Genomic DNA, 25,047 nt, shown 5'->3' on the forward strand with positions numbered 1-25,047 from the left:
GGTGATATATGGATTGGGGTGCATTTTTAACAACGGGTAACGGTGTTCCGTGGTGGACACCCAAAACGACCCCCCTTTCTTTTGTGAGAAAAGAATCGGTCTGGACTGACAGATACGTGAAGCGGATAGAAACGGGTATCAGCACGAAACAACCCTGCATGGCGTTTATGTGTGCTCACACCAGCAATGTCTGGTATGCACCTTATGGGGTCATGTTCGGGGGCGGTTCGGAATGGGGTATTGAGATAACCCGGGGCGAGAGTGGCACTGAGACTTCGATCTTGTGTGAGATTTATCTGTTCACTCTGGTTTATCCCCAGCCTGTCCCGGATTGGGGAATTGCTGTCTGGGACGAAGCAGGAAAATGTGTCATTACCAGCGATACAAGGCCTTTGAGTATCGAAGGGGAACTCAGTTCCCACAGCAGCAAAGAAACTGTGGTGCAAGGGAAAAAAGGCATATTAATGCAGAAAACGGGTTGGATACTGTCCAAATATGATACGCCCGATGATACACGAACCCGGGATAACGAAACTTCATTTTCCACTGCGTTTGATGGACACAATACCCGGCTAATGGCGCGCGTGGCAGACGGTGAGACGAACTGGATTATCAGTGAACGAACATGGAACCTGACCAGCCCTTATATTGATTGCACGCTCTACGATTAACCGAACCGCGTAACTGCGTTTTTTTTGCATCCTATTTTCAGGAAATTATTATGATCTACTCAGACGGCACAACAAATATCGTGTCAGGCTCGGCTATTGTCCGGGGAACGGGCACCCAATGGAAATCCAATATTAACGGCATTGCCGCAGGCCAGATTATCTCCATTCAATCCGGTAATACGGTGATTCAGAATGTCATCCGGTCGGTGAATTCAGACACGGAACTGGTGCTGGCCTTTGCACCCTCGGTCAACCTTGATAATGCAAACTATGTTATCTCAACCACCGTTCCCGATACGGTTTCCGATGGTGTCCGGCATATATGCGCCATTAACGCCTATATCATCTTGTTCCTGCAAAACATGGACCGGTGGATGAGTGAAAGCGGCAAGGTCGAAGTGGAGATGCCGAACGGGCAGAAAGTCACGCTGGACTCCATCCGGGCATTGCAGACGGCGGTGGAAGGGAAACTGGTTAAGGAGCAGAACGGGGCAGATATTCCGAATAAGCCGGAGTTTGTGAAAAACCTGGGTTTAGCGGGAACGTTGAAAGTGGGGGATTTCGGTGTGGGCGCAACGCCATCAACAGCGAAGACCTTTACGGATGCAAATACGTTGGCTGAGGCTGGCTGGTATGCAGGAGGGGGCAGTAGTGCAAAAAACTTCTGGAACGAATACGCCCCCATTATGGCCATGACTCGTGGTGGCGGTATGGATAACACAGGAATGATCGCACAAATTCAGGTGGATGATACAGGGTTGGCTAGTCGTTATCGGAGTGGTAATCAGTGGACAAAATGGAAATCATATGTTTCCGCAACCAGTGAATATTTATCTGGGTTTAACAAAATCAAAACAATAGGATTTTTTAACAGCAATGCCAATTCATCTGTTTCATGGACAGATTCGTATACACAGATAGCAGTATCTTTATTCAGTGATGATGAATTCAATATCATTATTGGTGGCGATTTAGGCTCCGTCCCCCTGTATTATAGGCGAAGACGCTATGGCAAATGGGATGATAAAATTGAGTTTATTACGACCAAAAACACGACCTTTGACGGTAGCGGTTATCTCAAGAAAGCCTCCCCCATCATCCAAATCTACCCCGATGGCACCTTTACCACTAACGACGAATCCGAAGGGGCGACAGTCACCAGACTCGGCCTCGGTCACTACAAACTATCCGGCATCCTTGGCTATAACTCAGACGGTGCATGGGGTGTTCATGGCGGTATCAGCGTTCCCCGTGACGTCAATGGCAATGAGTTAGTGTATGTTGATGATAAAGTGCTGCCGGATGGGGCTATTGAAATCAAAGTCACACACAGACAGAACGCGCATATGCCTGCCCGATTACAGAACAGGCGCATGAAGTCAGTGGATGAGCCGGCTTATTACACGGATGATGAACCCTGTGATTTACCAGCCGGCACCCGATTAGACGTCCGCGTCCAGATGCCGGAGGATTCTATCTGGAACCAGAAACAGGTATTGGCATCTGATCCTCAGCAGGAGTACGGCGTCACGTCAGCCGTCAATAAATAGCCAATAGGGGAGATTAGCGGGTAGTTGGGTGGATTGGGGAAATTGTGGGCGGTAAACTGGTGGGTGGGGTTGTCTGGGTGAATTGGTTGGGACAGATCTGGGACAGGCATTGAAAAGCAAGGAGGAGTAACAAGGGGTAAGTTTGGGTAAGGTGGGACGTGTGAGCGCCGATAAATGCGGTAATTGGTTGATTTAGATAGTGACTCTACTCACTTCTAAGCCGTAGGTCACAGGTTCGAATCCTGTAGGGCGTACCATAAAATCAAAAAGTTACAGTGAAAAATGAAAAACCCGTCAAAATAACGGGTCAGGTAATGGGTCAAGTTATCGCTACTTCTTCTCTCTCACCCAAGCCTCATAGACCTCTTCAGTCCATCCTAAAAATGTTCCACCCGCAGTCTTATCTGGTTTAGGAAACTCATTTCTTTTTGCGTACATTCTCCAAAGGGTTGTTTTGCTTTTTCCTGTGAGTCGTTGCATCTCTTCACGCTTAATGTATCTTATCGCCATGGCTTGCCTCCCTCTCTGATAGCCATTTTTCAAAACTCCCTTGCTTGTGATCGGGCTATCGGCAGTACCAGCAGGGCGTATCTCTTGTTGTTTTGATTACTGATAGGCATTGCTCCGTATTTTGTTTGTTCCCAATATAAAGATGTAAGATGATATTTTTTCTGGCTCCATTTGAGCCATTTTATTTGCAGTTTCCATATAACAGACTTCTTTCGTGTTCTCTTCCTGTGTGTAACCGTTCTGAATTTAGAGTGAAACATTCCCCAGCGCAGGCGCTGTCATTAAGTTTTAATATTGATTGAAATTGATAGATTTTATTTATAGTCGTTTTATTGTGTGGCTATTTTTATAACTGACAGTGTTTTTTGTCTGCTTTAATCAGAGGAATGATATCAATTAAATGCATATATCGTCCTCTCCGCTTATAGAGCGCATAACCGTAATCGACAATCGGTTCTAAATTATAGCAAGGAACAGGTTCTGTATGTTTTGGGCTGACCCGATACGTCGTTAATATATGATGTTTAAATTCATCTTTATTTTTTATGCCCATGCCGTGATTCTGGTTTTTGCCCTGATGATATTGGTCTGCCAAAAAGGTGATAGGTGTTGTTCCTGTATGCAGGCTGTTTTTTTGTGCGATATTGGCAACAATGCCATTAATGTTGATAGCCTTTTTTTGTTTTGTTGCTGGTTTATTGATGATGGCAGAAATAAAGGTACGCATAAATCCTCTCGCTGACTATTGTAGTGATTATTCCTATCACTTTGATGCGGCTAACATTATCACTTAAATTTCATCAAATCCATACCTATAGTGATATAAATCAGTTTTTTTAATTATCTTATTGATATAAAATAATTTTAATTTGATATCATCTGAATGATTTTGGATCTTTAGGGTGATAATAATTTCAATGGAACTAAAGATACTGCATTAAAAACAGTATCTTGTCGCAAATAGAGGCAGGGTTTGGCGGTGTTTAGAGTAGGGAGAGGAATGTTATCGTTTTCGCTTCATGTTCCGGAATAAATAAACAATCACACCGACGATTTCCATGTCAGAAGAGAGAGGTATCAAGGGGATACGCGTATCGTCAACAGACAAATAGCTGACAGCCCCCCCTTGTTTATAACGATAAACTGAATAGTGCTCTCCGATGCGTGCATAGACTAAATCATCATTGGCGATATTTTCCTGTGTATCCACCACAATCACCGTCCCTTCCGGCGCTTCAGTGCAGCCGGTATTTTGGGTGATGCGATAAGCCCGGCAGGATTCAACAGGGGCCTGCTGTTCAAAAAAGGCCGGCACCATGAAGAACTCCGGGGTTTCTTGTTCTGCTTCATAAATTTTTACCGGGACATAACGGTTGTTATGTCTGACAGCAAAATCAGTATCACCAGACTGCGATTTATGACCACTGCCATCACTGAGCCATTCCGGGCGCACGTCAAGCGCCTTGGCCAAATCAACGAGCCGGCCTGTTTTGACGGCGTTCCCGGAAAGTAATTTCCATATCATGGATTGTGCCATGCCGGCTTTTTTTGCCAGAGCAGATTGGGTCAGCCCCTTATCTGCCATGGCTTCTTTTAATCTATCAGCAAGAGTCATAAGTGCCTCATGAGTGGTTCCCGCATTGACGTGGAATACAGGGGATAAACCCAAGAACCGCTGTCTTGGAACATTTTTTCTTATTCTATCTCTAGAGTGATATCTTTACAAACACTCCAATAGTGATTTATATTGACTGTTAGTGATATTGTTATTGCCGTGGTGTTGGAGAAAGGAACTAATGAAAAACAGTGTGATAAAAAAAGTGATAGATATCGCAGGCAGCCAGGCCAAGCTGGCTCAGGTTCTGGGATGTGCACAATCGCTCATCAGCGCATGGTTATACGGAAAAAAACGGGTTTCGGTGTCGTTGGTACCCGATATCGTGGTTTTGTCGAACGGGGCAGTCCAAGCCCATGAACTGCGTCCTGATCTGCCTACCGTTTTCCCACCACCTGAAGCCAAAGCCCATGAGTCAATTCCGGTCGGTGGCTGATTATGCAGGACGTTTTGGCTTAGCCCGATATGAACATGTGGATGGTGGTTAGCGTACGGTAACTAGGGGGGAACGGCATGAGTATGAGTCTAATGGCGAAGGCAATGAGTATCCGAGTGGGTAATCCCCTGAGAAAACTGGTGCTGATTAAGCTGGCCGACAATGCAAATGATAAAGGGGAGTGCTGGCCCTCATATCAGCATATTGCAGATCACTGTGAATGCAGCAAAAGCGCAGTGCGAAGCCACATTGATGCCCTGATTAAGATGGGCTTGCTTATCAAGGAAAACCGGCTCGGCAATCACAACGGGAAAGGGAATGCCTCGAATGTCTATTACCTGAATTTATCCGCTGACCCTGTGTCACCAAAAAGCATACCCCCTGTGCCACCTGCTGGCAGCTCTGTGTCATCTGCTGGCACCCCCATGCCGCCAGATGACATCCCCCCTATGCCATCAGATGGCACCAGAACCAGTCACTCTTTTGAACCTGTCAAGGAACCCGTCAAAGAACCTATAAAACCCAAAGGGGCCGGGCAATTCGATCCCCTGACGGCCAAACCGGAAAACGTCAGTGCCGAAACGTGGGCGGATTGGGTGACGTTCAGGCAGGAAATCAGGAAACCCCTGACGGAAACCAGTTGCCGCCAGCAGGCTAAGCAATTGGCAGGATGTACCAATCCTGATGAGGTGATTTGCACCTCCATTGCCAACAGCTGGCAAGGGTTATTTCCTGACAAACCGAGATCCGGGCGTCCACCACAAACCAACACCCATACTGGATTTAAGCACAAGCGTTATGAATCACACGGCGCGAATTGGACAAAAAATCTTTAAGGAGCAGAAGACGCGATGGAAACAATCGATCTGGGCATATTGAAAATTGTTCCCCGCTTTGCGCAGGCCAGCTTTGCCACTTACCAACCGCAGAGCCTGAGGGCAGAAACCAACCTGAAAACCTGTCAGGGTTATGTCCAGACGTGGGAGGAACGCAAGCGGGCAGGGGAAGGCATGATCCTGTGCGGGCGTCAGGGCACGGGCAAAACCCACCTCGCCGTCGCCCTCTGCCGTGAAATCGCCACAGGCGGTGATGAAGCGGTTTTTATTACCACCGCGTCACGCATCATCCGGGCGTTTCGTCGCTCATGGAATAGCGAAGGTGAAATGAGTGAATTTGACACACTGAAATTTTACAGCGAGCTGGATTTGCTGGTGATTGACGAAATTGGTGTGCAATACGGCACGGAGTCTGAACGCAATATTTTGTTTGAGGTGCTGAATAATCGCTATGAAGACCTGTTGCCCACCATGCTGATCAGTAATTTGCCTGTGACTGAGCTGGCGCAGTTTTTGGGTGATCGGACGCTGGACAGAGTACTTCAGGGTGGCACGGTATTGGCCTTTGACTGGGAAAGCTACAGAAGGGAAATCGCATGAACGTATATGATTTGGAAATGGCCGTCATCAGTGGTTTGTTATCGGGCGGGGCGACACCGGACGCTTACGACGTATTGGCAATTTTACCGGATGAGGCGTTCAGCTCCGTTCATCTGCGCCGGGTGTACGGGGAAATCAAAAAGCAGGCCCTGAGCAGTACCATTATCGATCCCTTTTTCATTGCGGATGCGATGGGTGAAGAACGCGGCATTCTGGCTAACCTGCTGGAACTGGCCAAGACCCCGGTCTGGCAGGCCAATTTAAAAGGTTATGCTGAAAAAGTCATGCGTTACTGGCGTGTACGTCAGGTTACTGATCTGATTAACCGTTACCAGAAAGAGATTCAGGTCTGCGGCAATCATACGCAAGCTGAAGCACTGATCGAGGCTTTTGCATCCCAGTTTAATGGATTATCCCGGAGTGATAGTAGCTTACAACCCGTGGTCATCGGTACATTGCTGGATAGATACGTTGAAACACTGGAAGCGCGCAATCAGGGCAAGACAGGCATGATCCTGACAGGTATTGAGCCGCTGGACGAACTGACAGGCGGATTTAACCCGACTGATCTGATTTTACTGGGCGGACGTCCGGGCATGGGAAAAACGGAACTGGCTTTGTGCATGATTGACGGCATGACCCGCGACGGTGGCGGGGCTTTGTTGTTTTCCATGGAAATGGCAGCGCAACAAATTGCCGAGCGAATGGTAGCGAATTCGGCTGCGATGCCGGTGTCTAAACTCAGAAACTGTGAACTGTATGACGAAGACTGGGGGCGCATTGGCAATGCACTCGGTTCACTCATTGAGCGGGATATTCATGTTCTGGATGCCAGTGATCTGAGTATCGAACAAATTTGCGCCATCAGTGAAACCCATAAGCGTCGCCACCCGAACTTAAAGGGCATTTTCGTAGACTACCTTGGGTTGATTAGAAAACCCCGGGCTGACCGTCACGACTTAGCCGTGGCAGAAATATCGAAAGCACTGAAAGGATTGGCGAAACGGCTGCATACCCCGGTCACGGCCTTGAGCCAGCTCTCAAGGGAAGTGGATAAGCGCCCTTTGTATCAGCGTCGCCCGATAGCGGCTGACTTACGTGATTCCGGCTCGCTGGAGCAGGATGCGGATCGCATTCTCTTTACTTACCGGGATGGGGTGTATAACCCACTCAGCCCCGCCAGCCAGTACGCGGAAATTATTCTGGAGAAAAACCGCCACGGGCAAACCGGAACGGTTTATCAGGCATTCAGGCACGGCCATTATCTGCCGACCGATCAGATATCGGCTGCTGAAGTTTGCCGGATGCAACGACAAACCAAACAAAAAGAACGCCGCTATGCTGACAGGGCACTTTAATCACAGGGGAGTGTGCGAATGCGTGATATTCAATTAGTCATGGAACGCTGGGGCGCATGGGTGGCTGATAATCGCGACGGGGTTTACTGGTCCTCCATTGCGGCAGGTTTCAAAGGATTAATCCCGAACAGAGTGAAGTCCCGGGTACAATGTTGTGATGATGACGCTATGGTTATTTCCAGTTGCATGGCAAAACTGAATCAGCAGTCTAGTGATGCCCATGACCTGTTGTTTGATTATTACGTCTTTGGTAAAACGTTTATGCAATTGGCCCATGATCACCACTGTTCTGATACGCATATCGGAAAACGGTTACAAAAGGCCTAAGGCGTGATTGAAGGGATGTTAATGATGCTGGATATCCCACTGGACATGGATAAAGATATCCCGTTAGCACAACACCTATTATGTAGCGATTTTTAAAAATAAATCTTTACGATCGTAAAAACGCTGCTATTGTGATAACCGTGATGACAAAGTCACCAGGCTTATTAATATCAGACAGCTTAAACCTTGCCCCGTGCAAGGTTTTTTTACGCCTGAAATAAACATAAGACTTGCTGTTGTGACGGGTCAGAGTTACCTATGTGTCTATGCACAAAAACTGACCATGAGGTTAAATTTATCATGCTAAAACATGAAGATATGACAATGACAGCCGCCTGTGTTTTAGACGCCGTGCCTTTGCATACGTGGTTTTCTGTTTCTGAAGTGTCTAAATTAATGGGGCTGCCTGAACCCCGTTGCCAATTACTGTTAACACAATTTCGTCTGGCGGGTTTAATGGAAAGCCGGGAGGATGACACGTTTTTCAAACGTTCTCCCTGATGGGGCTATTTCCCAGGACGTGAAAGCGCAGCCGGTGAATGCCGGCTTTTCGTGTTGTGGTTTTCCTGAAAGTCGCCAGTGTCGAGAGGAAAAAAGCGGATGGATCTACGCCCTGTCACCTTAGTCAACGATGACTCTCTGAAATTTATCAAAACTCTGCCGGATAACTGCATCGATTTAATCGCCACTGACCCGCCGTACTTTCGGGTAAAAGCGTGTAGCTGGGATAACCAGTGGGAGGACGTCACGGCCTACCTTGCCTGGCTGGATGAACTGCTTGCTGAATTTTGGCGAGTACTGAAACCGAACGGCAGCCTGTACATGTTTTGTGGTTCGCGTCTGGCTGCTGATACCGAGCTGCTGGTGCGGGAACGGTTTAACGTGCTGAACCAGATTATCTGGGCGAAACCGTCCGGCCCGTGGCGCAGGCAGAATAAAGAAAGCCTGCGCATGTATTTCCCGGCCACTGAACGCATCATTTTTGCCGAACATTACCAGGGACCCTATCACCCGAAAGGGGATGGCTATTACAAGCAATGCCAGGATCTAAAACAGTCGGTATTTAAACCACTGGTTGATTATTTTCGTGGTTCTCGAAAAGCGCTAGGTGTCACGGCAAAAGCCATTCATGCCGCCACTGGGAAGCAGATGGCCAGTCACTGGTTCAGCGATAGCCAGTGGCAGTTACCCAGTGAAACTGACTATCAAAAGTTGCAGGGTTTGTTTGACCGCATCGCCAAAGAAAAGCATCAGCGTGGCGAACTGAACATCCCTTATGCTGAGCTGGTGGGTTCTCATTTCACCCTGTCGCGTCAGTATGATGAATTACGGCAGGAATATGGTTTAATGCGCCGCCCATTCTCGGTGACAGCCGCCGTGCCGTATACCGATGTCTGGCAGTTTGCCCCTGTTCAGTATTACCCGGGCAAGCATCCGTGTGAAAAACCCGCTGATTTAATGACGCATATTATCCAGTCCAGTAGCCGGGAAGGGGATCTGGTGGCGGATTTCTTTATGGGTTCTGGGGCGACATTGAAAACCGCGTTGAAACTCAATCGCCGTGTATTAGGAGTTGAGTTGGAAGAAGAACGGTTTAAGCAGACTATTCAGGAGATCAACGGGCAGTTGTCAACTTAGCGTTTACGACTCAACTCATCGGTATGACTGGATAGTTGAAGTAGTTCGGCAATACCGAACCACTTCATCATTATAGATGTGCAAATATCGGCCTGATTTCGGGGCGTTGTTGTTGAGAAGCCTGCCATAACTCATACTGGGACTGCATACTTGTCCACATTTCGGCACTGGTTCCCAATGCCGCTTCTAAACGAAGTGCCATATCTGCGGATATGCCTGCGCTGCCATTTAAAATACGGGATAAAGCCACACGGGTTACGCCCAGCGCTTTTGCCGCTTCTGTAACAGAAATGTCGCCTAAATATTCGCGTAAGACAATGCCGGGATGGGCGGGATTATGCATTCTGCTCATTGTGTGATTTCTCAGTGATAATCTTGATAATTAACCAAAATGGCATCTTCGCCTTCAAAGCGAAATGTCAGCCGCCAGTTCCCGTTGACAGAAACAGCCCAGTGGCCTTTTAAATCAGCACCTTTTAACGGGGGTAATTTCCAGCCGGGCGCGTTCATGTCATCGGGTTTTTTGGCGGTGTTTAACGCGGTTAATTGAATATTCAGTTTTACAGCATGGTTCGCCTGAATGCCTGCTGTAGAGCCTGTTTTAAAGAATTTTTCTAACCCTTTATGTTTAAAACTCTTAATCATTGTGCGCCACCGTATACTGTATAGCGTCAGTATACGTTAAGTGTGTGCAGTGTCAACCGACTTTGCCACCGCAATCACTCTCATCACATCCGTATACACGCACAGGGGCTAACATTACTCACCCTACAGACACCCATTGCTTTAACAGGGGAAATATGAAAATGAAAGAAAATCCTGATATATGGGTACACCTTGGTAACTGGTTTGTTTCAATAAAAGAGCAAGGCGTTAGGTCAGTACTCGCCGGGACAATGGCCTTTCTTCGCGGCCGTTATAACGGTGGAGGTTGGTTAAAGGTGTCAATTGATGCCTTCATGTGTGCCATGTTCGCGTGGTTTATTCGTGATGTCTTAAATCTGTTTGGTCTGAATCCTGATTTAGCCTATATCGGCAGTGTGATGATTGGCTATCTAGGGACGGATTTTATCGGTCAATTACTGCGTAAGGCCGCAGAGAAAAAAACGGGAGCATCTTCTGATGGAAATCAGCAATAAAGGCCTTGAGTGTATCAAACAGTATGAAGGCCTGAAACTGAAAGTCTACCCCGATCCCGCAACTGGCGGCATTCCGTGGACAATTGGTTACGGTCATACCAAAGGGGTTAAAAAAGGTGATGTGATTACAGAGCAGCAGGCTGAAGCATTCTTGCAGGATGATCTCCAGCCTGTTTACACCACATTAAGGCAATGGGTTAACGTTCCTTTGAATCAAGGCCAGTTCGATGCTTTGTGCTCGTTTATCTTCAATTGCGGTAGCGGTAACTTTTCTGGCTCTACTTTATTAAAGAAACTCAATCAAGGTGATTATAAAGGCGCAGCGGCAGAATTTTCCCGCTGGAATAAAGCAGCAGGTAAGGCAATGCGTGGGCTGGATAATCGCAGGGCATCTGAACGCCAGATGTTTTTATCATGAAGCTCAATTTCACCAAGGGTACGGTTATTGCGTTGATGATTGCTTCAGCCGCAACCTTCTTATACCGCTCTGAATATAAGAAACAGCTCGGTATTAATAACGAGCAGATAACAGAAATCCAGCAACTGACTGACACCATTGATTATCAGAATACGCATATTGAAATGCTGCATGGATTGGATAGCAAACACACTCAGGAACTCGCCAATGCCAAGATTGAAATCGATACTCTTCGGGCTGATGTTGCCGCTGGTCGTCGCAAGTTGCGCATCCAAGCAGCCTGTCCCGTGCCTGAAACCACTCCCTCCAGCAGCGTGGTCGATGCAACCACCGTCGAACTCACTGGAGAAACTGGATCAGCTGTTCTCGATATCCGGGAAGGCATCATCAACGACCGAGCAAAATTAAGGTATTTACAGGAATATGTGAGTACTGGATACAGAGGAAATCACGGAAAACCAACACCATAATCAGAACAAATGAATTCTGAGGTTGTGGGAATATGTCAGGACGCGGTATCGGTAATATAGATTATATAGTATGTTAATAATATGTAATTAATAGAGGTGAATCTTGGTTTATGGAGCATATAAAAAGTAAAGATTTTAAATCTGAGCGAGCATGGGATTCTCGGTTGATCTCGAATCTTGATGGCGTTACCGTAAAACTTCATTGGACTAACCAACCTTATATATGGCATATCAACGAGGGTGAAGAAGTGTTTGCGGTCATGGATGGAAATGTTGATATGCACTATAAAGAAAAAGGACAGGAAAAAATCGCCAAATTAAAAACAGGAGATATATTTTACGCTTCTATTGGCACTGAGCATGTAGCTTATCCAATAGGTGAAGCAAGAATATTGGTAATAGAGAAAGAAGGCAGTATTTAGTAGAAAAAACCGTTAACATTTTCAATAAATACAGCATATCCCCTGTTACCCGTTGACGCTGGTGGCATTTTTATTGAGTACATCATTCAACCACCGTTTGGTGGTTTTTTGCCATATGGAGTGCAGCACATGCCACCCCGTATTCCAAGAGCCTGTCGCAAATCAGGCTGCCCTAAGACCACCACTGACCGTAGCGGCTACTGTATTGACCACCAGCACACCGGCTGGCAACGCTACCAGCAGGGCAAGAGCCGACATCAACGCGGCTATGGCAGCCAATGGGATAAGTTAAAGGTTCGTGTTAAACAACAGAATAACCACCTGTGTCAGTACTGTTTACGGCAGGGACGAGTGGTCACAGGCACCACCGTTGACCATATCCAACCCAAAGCGCATGGCGGCACTGATGCGTTAAGCAATCTACAGCTATTGTGTGAAGCCTGCCATCGACAGAAGACAGCCACGGAGCGATTACGCTGAAGGTTGAGTGAATATTAATTTCAAAAGTAATCATTTCGAATTTCATAGTCACAAGAGGAGGGCGGGTAAAATCCCTACCCCTCTCGCCCCCAAGGACCGCCCCCTTGGGGCTTTTTTTATGCCCGCGAAAAATGAAATTTAAATCGGGTGCTTTTTACTGATCTTTCACCATTTTTAAGCCGGGAGGGGCTGCGTATGGCGGGAACGATGGGTAAGTCAGGCCGTCGTCCCAAGCCAACGGCACGCAAAGAACTGGCGGGCAATCCGGGCAAGCGCAAGCTGAACCGGGATGAACCGAGCTTTACGCCACTGACCGGAGTATCACCCCCGGATTGGTTTGCTGAAAACGAGATGCTGCTGGCTGTGGTGATGTGGGAACTGACCAGCAAAGAGCTGTGCGCCCAAGGGTTACTCTGTGTCACGGATCTTGCGGTGCTCGAACGCTGGTGTGTGGCTTACCAGTTCTGGCGCAATGCTGTGATAAATATCGCCCGGCAGGGTAATACGGTAACCGGTGCGACCGGGGGACCCATTAAAAACCCGGAACTGACTGCCAAAAAAGAACAACAATCTGAAATGGATACTACCGGCGCGATGCTGGGGTTAGATCCAAGCAGCCGCCAGCGCCTGATAGGTGCGGCGGGTCAGGCCAAAACGGACAATCCATTTATGAGGATGATCTCATCATGAGCCGCAAATCTTATCTGAATGTCAATACGGCGAACCAATATGCCCGTGATGTCGTGCGTGGCAAAATTGACGTTGGTCGCTACGTCAGAGAGGCCTGTCAGCGGCATCTGGATAATCTGCATCAGGAAAAGAGCCGGCAGTTCAACTATCGGTTTGATAAGGATCTGGCAGAACGCGCCGCGAAATTTATCCAGCTATTGCCGCATACCAAAGGCGAATGGGCATTTAAGCGGATGCCGATCACGCTGGAACCGTGGCAACTGTTTATTGTCTGCTCGGTCTTTGGCTGGGTGCATAAAGGCAGCCGGTTACGCCGCTTTCGGGAGGTGTATACCGAAATTCCCCGTAAAAATGGCAAATCGGCGATTTCAGCCGGTGTGGCACTCTATTGTTTTACCTGTGATAACGAATTCGGTGCGGAGGTTTATTCCGGCGCGACCACGGAGAAACAGGCGTGGGAGGTATTCCGGCCTGCGCGACTGATGTGCAAGCGTACCCCGCTGCTACTTGAGGCGTTCGGCATTGAAGTGAATGCCGCCAATATGAACCGCCCGGCAGACGGGGCGCGGTTTGAGCCGTTAATTGGCAATCCCGGTGACGGTCAGTCCCCCAGTTGTGCCATTGTCGACGAATATCATGAACATGATACCGATGACCTGTATACCACCATGCTCACGGGAATGGGAGCACGACGTCAGCCGCTGATGTGGGCGATCACCACGGCAGGTTACAACATTGAAGGGCCTTGCTATGACAAGCGGCGCGAAGTGATTGAAATGCTGTCCGGTAATGTGCCCAATGAAGAGCTGTTCGGCGTGATCTATACCGTGGACGAGGGGGATGACTGGACCTCACCGGACGTATTGCGCAAAGCCAATCCCAATATGGGCGTCTCGGTCTATGCTGATTTTTTGCTGAGCCAGCAACAACGCGCCCTGAATAACCCGCGTTTAGCCAGCGTATTCAAGACCAAACACCTGAATATCTGGGTGTCTGCACGGGAGGCTTATTTCAATATGGTGAACTGGAAACAGTGCGAAGACACTTCACTGACGCTGGAACAATTCGCAGGTCAGCCTTGTTTTCTGGCTTTTGACCTCGCCCGTAAACTGGATATGAATAGCATGGCGCGGCTTTTTTCACGTGAAACTGACGGCAAGCGTCATTTTTACAGTATCGCCCCACGTTTCTGGGTGCCGTATGACACGGTTTACAGCGTGGAGCAGAGTGAGAACCGCCGCAGTGCCGAACGTTTTCAGAAATGGGTGGAAATGGATCTGCTGACCGTGACGGAAGGTGCTGAAGTGGATTACCGCTATATCCTTGAAGAAGCCAAACTCGCCTGTCACCTGAACCCGGTCAATGAAGCCCCGATCGATCCCTTTGGGGCAACCGGCTTATCGCATGCATTGGCGGACGAAGGGATTAATCCCATTATCATTACCCAGAATTTCACGCATATGAGCGATCCGATGAAAGAGCTGGAGGCCGCCATCCAGTCCGGTCGTTTCCATCATGACGGTCATCCGATAATGTCCTGGTGTCTCGGCAATGTTGTCGGAAAAACGCTGGCTGGCAATGATGACATTGTGCGCCCCATCAAAGAGCATAAAGACAGCAAAATTGATGGCGCGGTAGCGCTGATAATGGCGATGGGGCGGGCTATTTTGCATGAAGCCCCCAGTCTCTCAGATCATTTGATCTCCCACGGTGTACGCTCACTCTGAGATTTTTTCATGAAAGGATTAATGATTGCTGCCCTGCTAATCGGGCTGGCGGGCGGCGTTTTGCTGTCTTACGGCGCATGGCTGTTGTTACCGGCGGCCGGATTTATGGTGTCTGGCGTGTTGTGCCTCGGCTGGTCGTATCTGGTTTCACGTATGTTGAGCCAAACACTGGATAAGGAAGCCTGATGTTTTTTCCCGGACTGTTTCGTAAATCTGCCGACCCGCTGACTTCCCGTGAGTTAAGTGAGCTGATTGGCTTGTCTTATGACACCTACAGCGGGAGGCGAGTCAGCCCACAGTTAGCCATGCAGTTAACTGCGGTGTTCAGTTGTGTGCGGGTGCTGGCGGAATCCGTCGGTATGCTGCCCTGTTTGCTGTATGAACAATTAGAACGTGGCAATCGGCGCGCCGTTAACGAGCGGCTGCATAAGCTGCTGTCGGTCAACCCCAATCACTACATGACCCCACAGGAATTCTGGGAGTTGCTGATTGCCTGCCTGTGCCTGCGGGGCAATTTCTACGCTTACAAAGTCAAAGCATTGGGGGAAGTGGTGGAGCTGCTGCCCCTCGATCCGGGCAGTGTGACGGCGAAACTCAATCACGACTGGCAACCTGAGTATCAAATCACCTTCCCGAATGGAGAAAGCAGGACGCTGATGCAGGATGAACTCTGGCATGTGCGAATTTTTACACTGGATGGCCTGACCGGGTTAAGTCCCATCACCTATGCCCGGCAAGCCATCGGGCTGGGATTGGCGACCGAAGAGCACGGTTCACGGTTATTTGGCAACGGTGCTGTCACCAGTGGCGTATTGCAAACAGATCAGGCACTGAAAGACGAGGCGTATCAGCGGTTGAAAATGGATTTTGAAGCCCGCCATCAGGGGCTGGTTAATGCCCATAAGCCGATGATCCTGGAAATGGGGCTGAAATGGCATCAAATCAGCCTGTCCGCTGAAGATGCGCAGTTTCTGGAAACCCGTAAGTTTCAGCTTGAGGAAATCTGCCGCATCTTCCGGGTGCCGTTGCATATGGTACAGAACACCGACCGTGCCACCTTTAACAATATCGAAAATCTGGGGATCGGCTTTATCAACTACTCGCTGGTGCCTTATCTCACCCGGATTGAACAGCGGATTAATGCTGGTCTGGTCAATTCCAATAAACAGGGGCGGTTCTACGCCAAATTTAATACCGGCGCGTTGCTGCGCGGGGATATGAAATCCCGCTTTGAAGCCTACGCCACCGGCATTAACTGGGGGATTTACGCGCCGAACGAATGCCGGGAGCTGGAAGAACTCAACCCCCGCGAGGGCGGTGATATTTATCTCACACCGATGAACATGACCACGAAACCTGAACAAGTCCCGAAAAAAGAGGAAGAACGCCATGCCGATGATGACCAAACAACGGCTTGATATGCCCCTGAAAATTAAATCTGTCAGTGATTCCGGCGAGTTTGAAGGGTATGGCTCAGTATTCGGACTGAAAGACAGTACCGACGATATCGTTTTACCCGGTGCGTTTGCCAATACGCTGAAACAATGGGGCGAAAAAGGCAGCTTACCGGCCTTGCTCTGGCAGCACCGGATGGATGAACCCATCGGTATCTATACCGAAATGAAAGAAGACGAAACCGGGCTGTATCTCAAAGGACGGCTGCTGATTGAGGATGACCCACTGGCAAGACGGGCACATGCCCATATGAAAGCGGGTTCACTCTCCGGCCTGTCTATCGGTTATGTGCTGAAAGACGGGGAGTATGACCGGACCAAAGCGGCTTTTTTACTGAAAGATCTCGATTTATGGGAAGTGAGTCTGGTGACCTTTCCTGCCAACGATGATGCCCGGGTCAGCAACGTCAAATCAGCCTTGGCGCGTGGTGATATTCCCACCTCTGATTGCATCGAGCGGGTGCTGCGCGATATCGGTCTTTCCCGTACACAGGCCAAGTCTTTTATGTCAGCGGGTTACAGTGCGCTCTCCTTGCAGGACGCAGAAGCCGCCAACGCATTAACCGCACTGAAATCATTACATTTTAACTAACCGGAGTTTTTTATGGCTATTGAAGTCAAAGATGTACAGCAGGTTGCGCAGGAAATTCAGCAGCGTTTCGACGAATTTCGGCAGAAAAACGACCAGCGCATTGAGGCGATTGAGGCGGAAAAAGGCAAACTGGCCGGGCAGGTGGAAACCCTGAACGGCAGGCTGTCTGAGCTGGATGCCCTGAAAACCGCACTGGAAGAGGAGCTGGCCGGGCTGAAACGTCCGGCGGGGGGCAGCAATAACAAAGCCGTGAATGAGCATAAAACGGCGTTTGCCCAGTTTATCCGCAAGGGACGGGAAGACGGACTGGCCGAGCTGGAACAAAAAGCCATGCAGACCACGGCTGATCCGGAAGGGGGCTATGCCGTACCGGAAGAACTGGATCGCAGCATCATCAGTGCTCTGAAAGACGAGGTGGTGATGCGTGCTGAATGTCATGTGGTGTCCGTCGGTAATCCCAACTTTAAGCGGTTGATCAATCAGGGTGGCACCAACAGTGGCTGGGTCGGCGAAACCGATGAACGCCCGGAAACGAAAACACCGAAGCTGACGCCCATCGAACCAACATGGGGTGAGATTTACGGTAATCCCGCCGCCACCCAGACCATGCTGGATGATGCCTTTTTCGATGTGGAAGCCTTTATCTCGTCTGAACTGACACAGGAATTTGCTGAACAGGAGGAAAATGCTTTTACCCACGGTGACGGTAAAAATAAACCGAAAGGCTTGCTGGCCTATGGCAGTGATGCGCAGGAAGATAAGGATCGCAAATGGGGGACGTTGCAGCACCGATTGCTGAAAAAGCCGACCACAGTCACGGCCGACGACATCATGCAGTTGATCTACACCCTGCGCAAGCCGTACCGCACAGGAGCGAAGTTTATGATGAACAACAACATGTTGTTTCAGGTGCGTACCCTGAAAGACAGCCAGGGCAATTATCTGTGGCAACCCGGTCTGCAACTGGGGCAACCCTCTGCGCTGCTGGGCTACGGTATTGCGGAAAACGAACAATTTGCGGATTTGGGGGCGGGTGCGGTGCCGGTGGCGTTCGGTAACTTTAAACGCTGCTACACCATTTTAGATCGCATGGGTGTGCGTATGCTGCGTGATCCTTACACCCACAAGCCCTTTATTCACTTCTACACCACCAGGCGGGTTGGTTCCCTGCTGGTGGACAGCAACGCCGTGAAACTGCTGAAAGTAGCAGAAGATAAGGCGTAGTCACCGTATTATCAGGAGATGACATGCCTTTTCCCACACTTGAGCTGCTCCGGCAGCAGTGCCGTATCGACAGTGATAACCATACCGAAGATGATTTATTAGACAATTATGCGCGTGCGGCCATTAAACGGGTCGAAAATTATCTGAACCGCCGCCTGTATGAGCAGGCTGTGCCGGAGGGTGATCCGGATGGCCTGTTAGCAACCGACGATGTCACATTGGCGATTATGCTAGCGGTGGGTTACTGGTATGAAAATCGGGAGGCACAGACCTTACCCACTGGATTTAAAGCGTTGCTGGAACCCTACCGTTTTATTCCGCTATAGGAGAATGCCGATGAAAGCCGGCTCACTTCGCTATCGCATTAAACTGTTTCGCCCTGTCAAAAACCGTGATGATCTGGGTGCTGAAATCATTGGGCGGGAATATGTCACTGAAACTTGGGCACGGGCGGAAGCCATGTCCAACCACAAAATCCGCACGGCGGATCAGCAACACGTGATCGAAGTGCAACAATTTACGGTCAGGCCAAGAAAGGACGTTGAACCTAACTGGTTGGTTGAACATCAGGGACGGCTATTTACCGTTCGCGCCGTAGACCGCAACCGCACCGACCGAGCCATTATTACCACGGAGGCGGATGTGCGTCATGATAGAACCTGAACTTCAATCCGATTTAACGCGATTAACCGAACTGCCTGTCTATCCGCTGATACTGCCGTCCAGCGTGTTAGAGGGCGTGACCTACCAGCGTATCAGTGACGCGAAATTCAATTCTGGACTGGCGGCGACACAACTCATTGAGGCTCGCTTTCAAATCAGTCTTATCCTGCATGACTATAAAAAAGCACTTAAGCTGGAAGGTAAAATTTGCTCAGCATGGGAGTCGGTGCAACACGGGTTTATCGGTCATTATCCGGTACAGGTCGTGACGCGCGGTGCACTGTACCAAAATGCAGAAGAACTGACGGAAAATCGCAAGCGTTACCGTATCACACGGGACTTTATCATCACTTACACGGAGCATCTGACATGATCACCGCAAAAACAACGGGATGGACGGAATTGGGGCACAAATTGCAGGCGCTGGACAGTGATCTCCAGACTCAAATCCTGCGCAAAACCGGAAAAGTTGCCATGGAAATCGTCAAAGAAGATATGGAAGCCCATGCCGGCTATGACCGAAAAAGTGAGGGTCCCCATATGCGGGATGCCATCCAGATCCGTTCGACAAAATCGAAAAAATACAAAGGCGGAGTAATTATCAAGGTTGGCCCGACAAAATCCCATCGCATAAAAGCATTGGCGCAGGAGATGGGCACGATTAAGCAGGTGCCAAAACCCTTTATCCGTCCGGCGCTGGATTACAACAAAACCACTGTTATTAAAGTGCTCGCGCAGGAAATCCGCGATGCTTTATCAGGGTACAGTCAATAGGAGAACACATCATGGCAACTTCACCCGAATACGCCGTACTGCCAGCGGGTACACTCGTGAAATTTGGCAAACCCGGCGACAGCGTGGAACAGATGAAACCGCTGATTAACTGCAAGGCATTGGGTGCCACTGGGCTAACGGGCAGTTTTGTCGACTGCACCACCCTGATGGATACCAATAAACAGTTTATTTCCGATATGCCGGAGGGGCCGGAAAAATCCCTCGGCTTTATTGATGATCCGGAGAACTCCGATTTTGTTTCTTTCCTGAACGCGGCTGAAAAGCGCGACACGGTGCAATTTTACATCGCCCTGCCGAATAAGCGCACCGCGACAATGGTGCTGGCACTGTCCGGCTGGGAAATGAACGACATTAACGCCCCGGCGAGTGAAGTGATTCAAATCACCGTCAAGGGCAAACAAAACAACCTCGTCTGGGGTATCGCTGACACCAAAACAGGAGTGACCCAATGAAAACACTGAAAGCCGCCTTACTTACCCCGCGTCCACAGATTAAAGCGGTGGCGCTATTTGGCACCCAAATCAACCTGCGCCGGATGACGGCACTGGAATTACTGGAACTGGAAGAAAAAGCGGAAACGTTAAGTGATGCCGGAAACGGGCGCGAGGCCTCCCGCCTGAATATCCAGATGGTGCTGGATTGTCTGGTGGATGATAAGGGAAAACCCATTGATAAGGCTGACTTGCCCACCACCGATGAGTTAATGGCGATCCACGATAACGCCACCCTGATTGAAGCCATTCAGACCGTGAAGCGTCACGCCATCGGTACACTGGAGGAGGCCGAAAAAAACTGACCCACTCGTCGTGGCTGCATTTTGCTTTCACGTTAGCTGAACAGCTCGGCGAAATTGATCCCTATCGCATCCTGTCTCTGCCCGCCGCCACGCTTAACGAATGGCAGGCCTATTACCGACTGAAAAACCGCAAACAGCCAGACAATCCGTCTGTTTCGCCGCCCCTTGATACGGTTCAGCTCCAGTGTGAGGCTGTGATGAAATTATTAGGTTAATTTATGGCTAATTTATCGACATTAACGGTCGGCTTGCTGGTCAATGCCACCGCATTTAAGTCCCAGATGATGGATGCCTATCGTTATGCCGGACGGGAGTCTGAACGTTTTAACGATAAATCGGTGGCAGATGCCAACAAGGTGAAAAAGAGCTATAGCTCTCTGGCATCACACATTAAATCTGTGTCCGGGCAACTGGCGTTACTGGCAGGAATGGGGTTTTCACTGAGCAGTATGATTTCCCATACCCGCCAATATGGTCAGGCATTGTCCGACCTGTCTGCCATTACGGGTGCCACGGGTGCGCAGTTAAAGAAACTGGATGAAACCGCCCAGCAGTTAGGCCGAACCACCGAATTCGGGGCAACCGGTATTGCCAATGCCCTGAAATTAATGGCCTCCGCGAAACCGGAATTGCTGAAAAACACGGCAGCGCTGACGCAGGCGACGGAAAAAGCGGTGATTCTGGCGCAGGCGTCCGGTATCGAATTACCTGAAGCCACCAAAGCACTGGCGTTATCGTTAAATCAGTTTGGGGCCAGCGCTGCGCAGGCAGATCGTTATATCAACGTACTGGCCGCCGGCGCAAAATACGGTTCGTCGGAAATTAACGAAACGGCGCAGGCGATTAAAAATGGCGGAACGGTCGCGGCACAGGCCGCGATAAGCTTTGAAGCACTGAATGCTGTGATCCAGATATTGGCGGCAGGCGGGATAAAAGGCGCAGAAGCCGGGACCGCGATCCGCAATATTATTCTGGCTCTGGAGAAATCCAACGACAAGAAACTCAAGCCTTCGGTGGTGGGGCTGGGATCAGCACTGGATCACCTTAAAAGCAAAAACCTGTCCACAGCGGAAGCCGCGAAGCTGTTCGGGCGGGCGAATATCAGTGCCGCGTCTCAGTTGGTGGTGGGTCGTGGCAAGCTGGATGCGTTAACGCAGTCACTGACCGATACCCGGGTCGCCTATGATCAGGCATCTGAACGGGCGAATAACCTGAGCGCTGATCTGGATGTGTTAGCCAGTGCCTTTGAGGGAATGGCGATTAAAATCGGCCAGAACGCCGATGGTCCGTTGCGTAGCGGGGTACAAAATGCCACCAGCGCGATCAATGCGTTGTCCGAAAACTTTAATCTGGTTGCCAGTGTGGCATTGCATACGTTAATTCCTGTGATGGCGACTAAGCTGACTGCGGGATTACGTGAAAATATTACGGCATGGCGCGCCACCGAAAAAGCCGCTCGTGATGTTGCTAAACAGCAGGCAGAAACCGCAAAACGGACAATTGAACAGGCCAATGCCACGCTGCGTTCAACGGAAGCACAGGGCAGGCACATTAAATATCTGGAAAGCACAAATCGCTTGCACGGTCTTTCCGTCAATTACGCAAAAGAAAAAAGAATCCTGATCCGGCAGGAAACGGAAGCTCTCAAATTGCAAACACAGGCAACCGGGCAACTTGAAGCGGCTAACCGCCGGCTTTCTTATTCCTATCGGGCATTATCTGCCGCCGGGGGAGTTGCCCGTGGCGCACTTGCCATGATTGGTGGGCCATTTGGTGCAGCGATGTTGGTGGGTTCAGCCTTGTATGGATTATATCACCATAGCGTTCAAGCCAGAGAGGGGTTGCGGCACTTAAAGGATGAAACCGTTGAAACGGTGGCTGGACTGCAACGTCTTTCCAGAATTAAGGTGGAAGTCGAGCTTGATAAAACTGACGATGATATCAACCACCTGAAAGAAGAACTCAAGCAGATTGATAGCCAACTGGAACGGTATTCTCAAACCCGAATCAAGCGATTACAAAATCGTCGAAAAGGGTTCTTGAGTTTTCTTTATGAAGATCCGAAAGAAGTTGAAAAGCAAGGTCGGGTATTACTCAGTCGAAGAGAAGATATCCTCAAAGGGATAGAAAATAAAACAGCAAGAAAGAAAAACCTACAGGCAACATCGGTAGCGGGTATCTTTGACCAACCACCGCCGGAGCCGCCAAAACCCGAGGGGAACGGCACGGGTAATCCGTGGACAGGCCAAGATCTCATCAAAGAAGAGAAACAAGGCAAACAATCACTTAACCTTTATCAGCAGTTACGTAAGGAAATTGAGCAGACCCATGCCACCAGCTTGGATCGCATTCGGTTCAGCGAGAAAGAAATGCTGGGTAAAATCCATGAAGTTGGCAAATCGGGTATGGCTTCGGAAAGTGAGCTTCAACGCTTAAAAACCCTCAATGCCGAAAATCACCAAAAGCAGCGGCTGGAACTGGCAGAAAAGTATTCTCCGGCAGCCGCGTTGATTCGGCAGGAAAAAGAAGCCAGCGCAGAGCTTAAAGCCCTGTACCGCGAACGATTGTTGACCGAACAGGAATACCTGTTTGCCAGTAAAACACTGTATCAAACTTCGGTAAAAGACAAATTAGCAGAACAGGCGAAGCAAATTTCCGCCCCGCATCTGGATATGACGGGTGAGGTTGATCCCGTTGTGCAACTGCAAAATCAGCTCATAGAACAAACCGCGCTTTACGACACCTACTACCGGAACGGACTTCTCAGCAAAGAACGTCATGAGCAGTTAATAACAGCAGCGGCTAATCGCTCCAAAGACGCGCAATTTGCCGCCGCAAAGGATTTATATGCATCACAAGGCGATTTTCAGAAAATGCAGATGGATCTGCTGGATATGGTCGAGCAACGCACGGGTAACTCGTTAACAGGCATGTTGACAGGCACAAAATCATTTTCGGAATCCATGCGGGAACTGTCGGCATCACTGGCACAATCCATCATTCAGGATCTGATCCGTATTGCGATGCAGGCACTGATAACCAAAGCTATCTCTGGTTTCTTTGGGGGCGCAATGGGAGGTATGGGAGCCAGCGCATTGTCTTCAGCGGGAGGCGGCCTGTCTTCAGTCGGTTCTGGAACAACCATTACCCCAGATGTCTGGAAGAGTCCCATCATGAATGCGAAAGGTGGCGTTTATCAATCTGCGGATTTAAGTCAGTACAGCGGGCAGATTGTCAGTAGCCCGACCTTGTTTAAGTTTGCCAAAGGGGGCGGAGTGATGGGGGAAGCGGGACCCGAAGCCATCTTGCCACTCAAACGCGGTACTGACGGTAAGCTGGGTGTGCAGGCCACCGGCAGTACGGACAACCAAACCTTCAACACCGTCCATATTGTGATCCATTCCGATGGCACCCATGACACAAAAACATCTCGTGGTGCGGAATCAGCGGGGCAGGATATCGCGAAATTTGTCGATCAACGATTCAAATTTTTACTGCATAAAAGTCTAAGTCAAGGTGGTGAACTCAGTGCGGCGATTAAAGGAGGCCGATGATGATAAAAACCTTTGATTTCCCTGCAAGGGTAGGTACAAGTGGGGAGTTTGAGCCTATTGTGCGTACCGTCCAGTTTGGTGATGGTTATAAACAAACGTCAGGCGATGGGATCAACACGCAGCGAGAAAGCTGGCCCTTGTCTTTTGTCGGGGCACAGTCAGACATACAGCCTATCATGGATTTTTTGCGTGAACATCAGGGCTGGCGCTCATTCAAATGGCGTAATCCGTTATCTGAACTTGGGTTATATCAGGCGGGAAAATTCACTATTCAGGCCAATGGTACTTATTTCACCCTTTCCGTGACATTTACCCGCATTTATCACCCTTAAGAGGTTTTACCATGACAATCAATGCCACTCTCCAGCAACTTGAGCCGGGGAGCAAAGTCTTATTGTTTGCAGTTGACGGTTCAGCGTTTGGTGGGCCAGAGCTGTATTTTCACAATCACCCTATCGTTTACACCGGGGCCGAACTGGAAAGTGCAGATAACTTACCCGCTAAATCCCTCTGGTGGCAGGGCGTCGAATATAAACCGTGGCCCGTCAGCATTGAAGGACTGGAAGTTACTGGCGATGGGCGGGCGGTGACACCGACCCTCAATGTGGCCAATCTGGACGGCTCGCTCAGTGCGTTATGTCTGGCTTACCAAAACATGGTGCAAGCGCGTGTCACGATCCGCATGACCTTTGCGCATTATCTGGATGCCCGTAATTTTCCCGGCGGCAACCCGCAAGCCGATCCGACACAGGAGAAAATCGAGGTTTTCTACATCGACAGCAAAACGCAAGAAGATAACGAAAACATTCAGTTTTCCCTCTCCTCCCCAGCCGATTTACAAGGCATTAAAATCCCGACTCGGCAAATTCATAGCTTGTGTACATGGTGTATGCGTGGACAGTACCGCCAGTCGCCGTGTGGCTACACCGGCACCCAATATTTTACTGAAAGAGGTAAGCCGACCGATGAGCCGGCGGCGGATGCCTGCGGGGGACTGATGAGCGATTGTAAAAAACGTTTTGGTGACACGGAACAGCTGCCTTTTGGCGGCTTCCCCGGTTCAGCGTTGCTGAGGCGATAAC

33 protein-coding genes and 1 pseudogene are annotated in these 25,047 nt (G+C 49.4%); 29 read left to right on the forward strand and 5 right to left on the reverse strand.

The features are described from left to right. Positions 1-8: 8 nt before the first annotated feature. A complete protein-coding gene (locus tag XBJ1_RS05380; RefSeq protein ID WP_012987785.1) occupies positions 9-671 on the forward strand; it encodes a hypothetical protein in 663 nt (220 codons plus the stop codon). Positions 672-721: 50 nt separating this feature from the next. Further along, positions 722-2,221 (forward strand): hypothetical protein, encoded by a 1,500-nt coding sequence (locus XBJ1_RS22350; protein WP_012987786.1) that lies wholly within the window; start codon positions 722-724, stop codon positions 2,219-2,221. A 330-nt stretch (positions 2,222-2,551) separates the two neighbouring features. On the opposite strand, the gene XBJ1_RS05390 is transcribed toward XBJ1_RS22350, so the two are convergent. From XBJ1_RS05390 to XBJ1_RS05400, 3 genes are all read right to left on the reverse strand, one after another. Continuing rightward, positions 2,552-2,731: a helix-turn-helix transcriptional regulator gene (locus tag XBJ1_RS05390; protein ID WP_012987787.1), complete on the reverse strand. Its 180-nt coding sequence runs from the start codon at positions 2,729-2,731 to the stop codon at positions 2,552-2,554. A gap of 346 nt (positions 2,732-3,077) precedes the next feature. After that, positions 3,078-3,458, reverse strand: coding sequence for a hypothetical protein (locus XBJ1_RS05395; protein ID WP_012987788.1), 381 nt, complete (start codon positions 3,456-3,458; stop codon positions 3,078-3,080). 276 nt (positions 3,459-3,734) lie between these two features. Beyond that, entirely contained in the window at positions 3,735-4,346 is a 612-nt protein-coding gene (locus XBJ1_RS05400) for a helix-turn-helix domain-containing protein (protein ID WP_012987789.1), read from the reverse strand. Between the two features lie 181 nt (positions 4,347-4,527). Between XBJ1_RS05400 and XBJ1_RS05405 the strand changes: the two genes are divergently transcribed. The 7 genes and pseudogenes from XBJ1_RS05405 (at position 4,528) to XBJ1_RS05435 (ending at position 9,541) form a co-directional block, all read left to right on the forward strand. Beyond that, complete coding sequence (locus tag XBJ1_RS05405) at positions 4,528-4,782, forward strand: transcriptional regulator (protein WP_012987790.1); 255 nt, start codon at positions 4,528-4,530, stop codon at positions 4,780-4,782. A 77-nt stretch (positions 4,783-4,859) separates the two neighbouring features. After that, positions 4,860-5,618, forward strand: a complete 759-nt coding sequence (locus tag XBJ1_RS22355; protein WP_012987791.1) for a helix-turn-helix domain-containing protein — start codon at positions 4,860-4,862, stop codon at positions 5,616-5,618. A gap of 15 nt (positions 5,619-5,633) precedes the next feature. Continuing rightward, complete coding sequence (locus tag XBJ1_RS05415; protein WP_012987792.1) at positions 5,634-6,218, forward strand: ATP-binding protein; 585 nt, start codon at positions 5,634-5,636, stop codon at positions 6,216-6,218. Beyond that, positions 6,215-7,576: a replicative DNA helicase gene (locus tag XBJ1_RS05420; protein ID WP_012987793.1), complete on the forward strand. Its 1,362-nt coding sequence runs from the start codon at positions 6,215-6,217 to the stop codon at positions 7,574-7,576. The genes XBJ1_RS05415 and XBJ1_RS05420 overlap by 4 nt, the downstream gene beginning before the upstream one ends. An 18-nt stretch (positions 7,577-7,594) precedes the next feature. Continuing rightward, positions 7,595-7,999: pseudogene (locus XBJ1_RS05425) on the forward strand (antiterminator Q family protein). A 204-nt stretch (positions 8,000-8,203) separates the two neighbouring features. Beyond that, positions 8,204-8,404, forward strand: coding sequence for a hypothetical protein (locus XBJ1_RS05430; RefSeq protein ID WP_012987795.1), 201 nt, complete (start codon positions 8,204-8,206; stop codon positions 8,402-8,404). A gap of 99 nt (positions 8,405-8,503) precedes the next feature. After that, positions 8,504-9,541, forward strand: a complete 1,038-nt coding sequence (locus XBJ1_RS05435) for a DNA-methyltransferase (RefSeq protein ID WP_012987796.1) — start codon at positions 8,504-8,506, stop codon at positions 9,539-9,541. Between the two features lie 70 nt (positions 9,542-9,611). Here XBJ1_RS05435 and XBJ1_RS05440 read toward each other — a convergent pair whose 3' ends face one another. Further along, on the reverse strand, positions 9,612-9,893 hold the full coding sequence (locus XBJ1_RS05440; RefSeq protein ID WP_012987797.1) for a HigA family addiction module antitoxin: 282 nt from the start codon (positions 9,891-9,893) through the stop codon (positions 9,612-9,614). 11 nt (positions 9,894-9,904) lie between these two features. Beyond that, positions 9,905-10,186, reverse strand: coding sequence for a type II toxin-antitoxin system RelE/ParE family toxin (locus XBJ1_RS05445; RefSeq protein WP_012987798.1), 282 nt, complete (start codon positions 10,184-10,186; stop codon positions 9,905-9,907). 155 nt (positions 10,187-10,341) lie between these two features. Here XBJ1_RS05445 and XBJ1_RS05450 point away from each other — a divergent pair, with 155 nt between their 5' ends. The 20 genes from XBJ1_RS05450 to XBJ1_RS05545 all read left to right on the forward strand — a co-directional run bounded on the left by XBJ1_RS05450 (position 10,342) and on the right by XBJ1_RS05545 (position 25,046). Next, positions 10,342-10,680 carry a phage holin, lambda family gene (locus tag XBJ1_RS05450; protein WP_038198466.1) on the forward strand — a complete coding sequence of 113 codons (339 nt, stop codon included), beginning with the start codon at positions 10,342-10,344 and terminating at the stop codon, positions 10,678-10,680. Beyond that, entirely contained in the window at positions 10,664-11,098 is a 435-nt protein-coding gene (locus tag XBJ1_RS05455; protein WP_012987800.1) for a lysozyme, read from the forward strand. The genes XBJ1_RS05450 and XBJ1_RS05455 overlap by 17 nt, the downstream gene beginning before the upstream one ends. Next, positions 11,095-11,568, forward strand: a complete 474-nt coding sequence (locus tag XBJ1_RS20610) for a lysis protein (RefSeq protein ID WP_012987801.1) — start codon at positions 11,095-11,097, stop codon at positions 11,566-11,568. Before XBJ1_RS05455 ends, XBJ1_RS20610 begins: the two co-directional genes overlap by 4 nt. A 110-nt stretch (positions 11,569-11,678) precedes the next feature. Continuing rightward, positions 11,679-11,990, forward strand: a complete 312-nt coding sequence (locus tag XBJ1_RS05465) for a cupin (protein ID WP_012987802.1) — start codon at positions 11,679-11,681, stop codon at positions 11,988-11,990. A gap of 129 nt (positions 11,991-12,119) precedes the next feature. Next, entirely contained in the window at positions 12,120-12,470 is a 351-nt protein-coding gene (locus XBJ1_RS05470) for an HNH endonuclease (RefSeq protein ID WP_012987803.1), read from the forward strand. Between the two features lie 195 nt (positions 12,471-12,665). Further along, the gene (locus XBJ1_RS05475; protein WP_012987805.1) at positions 12,666-13,160 is read left to right on the forward strand and encodes a phage terminase small subunit P27 family; all 495 of its coding nucleotides are present in this window, start codon (positions 12,666-12,668) and stop codon (positions 13,158-13,160) included. Beyond that, the gene (locus XBJ1_RS05480) at positions 13,157-14,887 is read left to right on the forward strand and encodes a terminase large subunit (protein ID WP_012987806.1); all 1,731 of its coding nucleotides are present in this window, start codon (positions 13,157-13,159) and stop codon (positions 14,885-14,887) included. The genes XBJ1_RS05475 and XBJ1_RS05480 overlap by 4 nt, the downstream gene beginning before the upstream one ends. A gap of 9 nt (positions 14,888-14,896) precedes the next feature. Continuing rightward, a complete protein-coding gene (locus XBJ1_RS21970) occupies positions 14,897-15,073 on the forward strand; it encodes a hypothetical protein (RefSeq protein WP_012987807.1) in 177 nt (58 codons plus the stop codon). After that, on the forward strand, positions 15,073-16,305 hold the full coding sequence (locus tag XBJ1_RS05490; protein WP_012987808.1) for a phage portal protein: 1,233 nt from the start codon (positions 15,073-15,075) through the stop codon (positions 16,303-16,305). The genes XBJ1_RS21970 and XBJ1_RS05490 overlap by 1 nt, the downstream gene beginning before the upstream one ends. Beyond that, the gene (locus XBJ1_RS05495) at positions 16,283-16,933 is read left to right on the forward strand and encodes an HK97 family phage prohead protease (RefSeq protein WP_038198478.1); all 651 of its coding nucleotides are present in this window, start codon (positions 16,283-16,285) and stop codon (positions 16,931-16,933) included. The genes XBJ1_RS05490 and XBJ1_RS05495 overlap by 23 nt, the downstream gene beginning before the upstream one ends. A gap of 12 nt (positions 16,934-16,945) precedes the next feature. Then, entirely contained in the window at positions 16,946-18,157 is a 1,212-nt protein-coding gene (locus XBJ1_RS05500) for a phage major capsid protein (RefSeq protein WP_012987810.1), read from the forward strand. Between the two features lie 23 nt (positions 18,158-18,180). Then, the gene (locus XBJ1_RS05505) at positions 18,181-18,483 is read left to right on the forward strand and encodes a head-tail connector protein (protein WP_012987811.1); all 303 of its coding nucleotides are present in this window, start codon (positions 18,181-18,183) and stop codon (positions 18,481-18,483) included. A 10-nt stretch (positions 18,484-18,493) separates the two neighbouring features. Next, a complete protein-coding gene (locus XBJ1_RS05510) occupies positions 18,494-18,820 on the forward strand; it encodes a phage head closure protein (RefSeq protein WP_012987812.1) in 327 nt (108 codons plus the stop codon). Beyond that, complete coding sequence (locus tag XBJ1_RS05515; RefSeq protein ID WP_012987813.1) at positions 18,807-19,193, forward strand: hypothetical protein; 387 nt, start codon at positions 18,807-18,809, stop codon at positions 19,191-19,193. The genes XBJ1_RS05510 and XBJ1_RS05515 overlap by 14 nt, the downstream gene beginning before the upstream one ends. Beyond that, positions 19,190-19,594: an HK97-gp10 family putative phage morphogenesis protein gene (locus XBJ1_RS05520; RefSeq protein WP_012987814.1), complete on the forward strand. Its 405-nt coding sequence runs from the start codon at positions 19,190-19,192 to the stop codon at positions 19,592-19,594. The genes XBJ1_RS05515 and XBJ1_RS05520 overlap by 4 nt, the downstream gene beginning before the upstream one ends. Before the next feature lie 11 nt (positions 19,595-19,605). Continuing rightward, on the forward strand, positions 19,606-20,067 hold the full coding sequence (locus tag XBJ1_RS05525) for a major tail shaft subunit (protein WP_012987815.1): 462 nt from the start codon (positions 19,606-19,608) through the stop codon (positions 20,065-20,067). Continuing rightward, positions 20,064-20,411 carry a phage tail protein gene (locus XBJ1_RS05530; RefSeq protein WP_012987816.1) on the forward strand — a complete coding sequence of 116 codons (348 nt, stop codon included), beginning with the start codon at positions 20,064-20,066 and terminating at the stop codon, positions 20,409-20,411. Before XBJ1_RS05525 ends, XBJ1_RS05530 begins: the two co-directional genes overlap by 4 nt. Positions 20,412-20,629: 218 nt before the next feature. Continuing rightward, positions 20,630-23,965, forward strand: a complete 3,336-nt coding sequence (locus tag XBJ1_RS05535) for a phage tail tape measure protein (RefSeq protein WP_012987818.1) — start codon at positions 20,630-20,632, stop codon at positions 23,963-23,965. Continuing rightward, positions 23,962-24,297: a phage tail protein gene (locus XBJ1_RS05540; RefSeq protein WP_038198468.1), complete on the forward strand. Its 336-nt coding sequence runs from the start codon at positions 23,962-23,964 to the stop codon at positions 24,295-24,297. Before XBJ1_RS05535 ends, XBJ1_RS05540 begins: the two co-directional genes overlap by 4 nt. 11 nt (positions 24,298-24,308) lie before the next feature. Further along, the gene (locus XBJ1_RS05545; RefSeq protein ID WP_012987820.1) at positions 24,309-25,046 is read left to right on the forward strand and encodes a phage minor tail protein L; all 738 of its coding nucleotides are present in this window, start codon (positions 24,309-24,311) and stop codon (positions 25,044-25,046) included. Position 25,047: the final 1 nt, after the last annotated feature.

This window comes from Xenorhabdus bovienii SS-2004, from assembly GCF_000027225.1.
Classification (GTDB): Bacteria; Pseudomonadota; Gammaproteobacteria; order Enterobacterales; family Enterobacteriaceae; genus Xenorhabdus; species Xenorhabdus bovienii_C.

Coding starts and splice junctions, on each gene's coding strand:
- XBJ1_RS05480 (WP_012987806.1), top strand. CDS start 13,157: ATGAGCCGCAAATCTTATCTGAATGTCAATACGGCGAACCAATATGCC.
- XBJ1_RS22350 (WP_012987786.1), top strand. CDS start 722: ATGATCTACTCAGACGGCACAACAAATATCGTGTCAGGCTCGGCTATT.
- XBJ1_RS05535 (WP_012987818.1), top strand. CDS start 20,630: ATGGCTAATTTATCGACATTAACGGTCGGCTTGCTGGTCAATGCCACC.
- XBJ1_RS05450 (WP_038198466.1), top strand. CDS start 10,342: ATGAAAATGAAAGAAAATCCTGATATATGGGTACACCTTGGTAACTGG.
- XBJ1_RS05525 (WP_012987815.1), top strand. CDS start 19,606: ATGGCAACTTCACCCGAATACGCCGTACTGCCAGCGGGTACACTCGTG.
- XBJ1_RS05495 (WP_038198478.1), top strand. CDS start 16,283: ATGATGACCAAACAACGGCTTGATATGCCCCTGAAAATTAAATCTGTC.
- XBJ1_RS05415 (WP_012987792.1), top strand. CDS start 5,634: ATGGAAACAATCGATCTGGGCATATTGAAAATTGTTCCCCGCTTTGCG.
- XBJ1_RS05505 (WP_012987811.1), top strand. CDS start 18,181: ATGCCTTTTCCCACACTTGAGCTGCTCCGGCAGCAGTGCCGTATCGAC.
- XBJ1_RS05515 (WP_012987813.1), top strand. CDS start 18,807: ATGATAGAACCTGAACTTCAATCCGATTTAACGCGATTAACCGAACTG.
- XBJ1_RS05400 (WP_012987789.1), bottom strand. CDS start 4,346: ATGACTCTTGCTGATAGATTAAAAGAAGCCATGGCAGATAAGGGGCTG.
- XBJ1_RS05475 (WP_012987805.1), top strand. CDS start 12,666: ATGGCGGGAACGATGGGTAAGTCAGGCCGTCGTCCCAAGCCAACGGCA.
- XBJ1_RS21970 (WP_012987807.1), top strand. CDS start 14,897: ATGAAAGGATTAATGATTGCTGCCCTGCTAATCGGGCTGGCGGGCGGC.
- XBJ1_RS05470 (WP_012987803.1), top strand. CDS start 12,120: ATGCCACCCCGTATTCCAAGAGCCTGTCGCAAATCAGGCTGCCCTAAG.
- XBJ1_RS22355 (WP_012987791.1), top strand. CDS start 4,860: ATGAGTATGAGTCTAATGGCGAAGGCAATGAGTATCCGAGTGGGTAAT.
- XBJ1_RS05380 (WP_012987785.1), top strand. CDS start 9: ATGGATTGGGGTGCATTTTTAACAACGGGTAACGGTGTTCCGTGGTGG.
- XBJ1_RS05435 (WP_012987796.1), top strand. CDS start 8,504: ATGGATCTACGCCCTGTCACCTTAGTCAACGATGACTCTCTGAAATTT.
- XBJ1_RS05420 (WP_012987793.1), top strand. CDS start 6,215: ATGAACGTATATGATTTGGAAATGGCCGTCATCAGTGGTTTGTTATCG.
- XBJ1_RS05540 (WP_038198468.1), top strand. CDS start 23,962: ATGATGATAAAAACCTTTGATTTCCCTGCAAGGGTAGGTACAAGTGGG.
- XBJ1_RS05545 (WP_012987820.1), top strand. CDS start 24,309: ATGACAATCAATGCCACTCTCCAGCAACTTGAGCCGGGGAGCAAAGTC.
- XBJ1_RS05520 (WP_012987814.1), top strand. CDS start 19,190: ATGATCACCGCAAAAACAACGGGATGGACGGAATTGGGGCACAAATTG.
- XBJ1_RS05390 (WP_012987787.1), bottom strand. CDS start 2,731: ATGGCGATAAGATACATTAAGCGTGAAGAGATGCAACGACTCACAGGA.
- XBJ1_RS05510 (WP_012987812.1), top strand. CDS start 18,494: ATGAAAGCCGGCTCACTTCGCTATCGCATTAAACTGTTTCGCCCTGTC.
- XBJ1_RS05395 (WP_012987788.1), bottom strand. CDS start 3,458: ATGCGTACCTTTATTTCTGCCATCATCAATAAACCAGCAACAAAACAA.
- XBJ1_RS05530 (WP_012987816.1), top strand. CDS start 20,064: ATGAAAACACTGAAAGCCGCCTTACTTACCCCGCGTCCACAGATTAAA.
- XBJ1_RS05490 (WP_012987808.1), top strand. CDS start 15,073: ATGTTTTTTCCCGGACTGTTTCGTAAATCTGCCGACCCGCTGACTTCC.
- XBJ1_RS05430 (WP_012987795.1), top strand. CDS start 8,204: ATGCTAAAACATGAAGATATGACAATGACAGCCGCCTGTGTTTTAGAC.
- XBJ1_RS05405 (WP_012987790.1), top strand. CDS start 4,528: ATGAAAAACAGTGTGATAAAAAAAGTGATAGATATCGCAGGCAGCCAG.
- XBJ1_RS05500 (WP_012987810.1), top strand. CDS start 16,946: ATGGCTATTGAAGTCAAAGATGTACAGCAGGTTGCGCAGGAAATTCAG.
- XBJ1_RS20610 (WP_012987801.1), top strand. CDS start 11,095: ATGAAGCTCAATTTCACCAAGGGTACGGTTATTGCGTTGATGATTGCT.
- XBJ1_RS05445 (WP_012987798.1), bottom strand. CDS start 10,186: ATGATTAAGAGTTTTAAACATAAAGGGTTAGAAAAATTCTTTAAAACA.
- XBJ1_RS05440 (WP_012987797.1), bottom strand. CDS start 9,893: ATGAGCAGAATGCATAATCCCGCCCATCCCGGCATTGTCTTACGCGAA.
- XBJ1_RS05455 (WP_012987800.1), top strand. CDS start 10,664: ATGGAAATCAGCAATAAAGGCCTTGAGTGTATCAAACAGTATGAAGGC.
- XBJ1_RS05465 (WP_012987802.1), top strand. CDS start 11,679: ATGGAGCATATAAAAAGTAAAGATTTTAAATCTGAGCGAGCATGGGAT.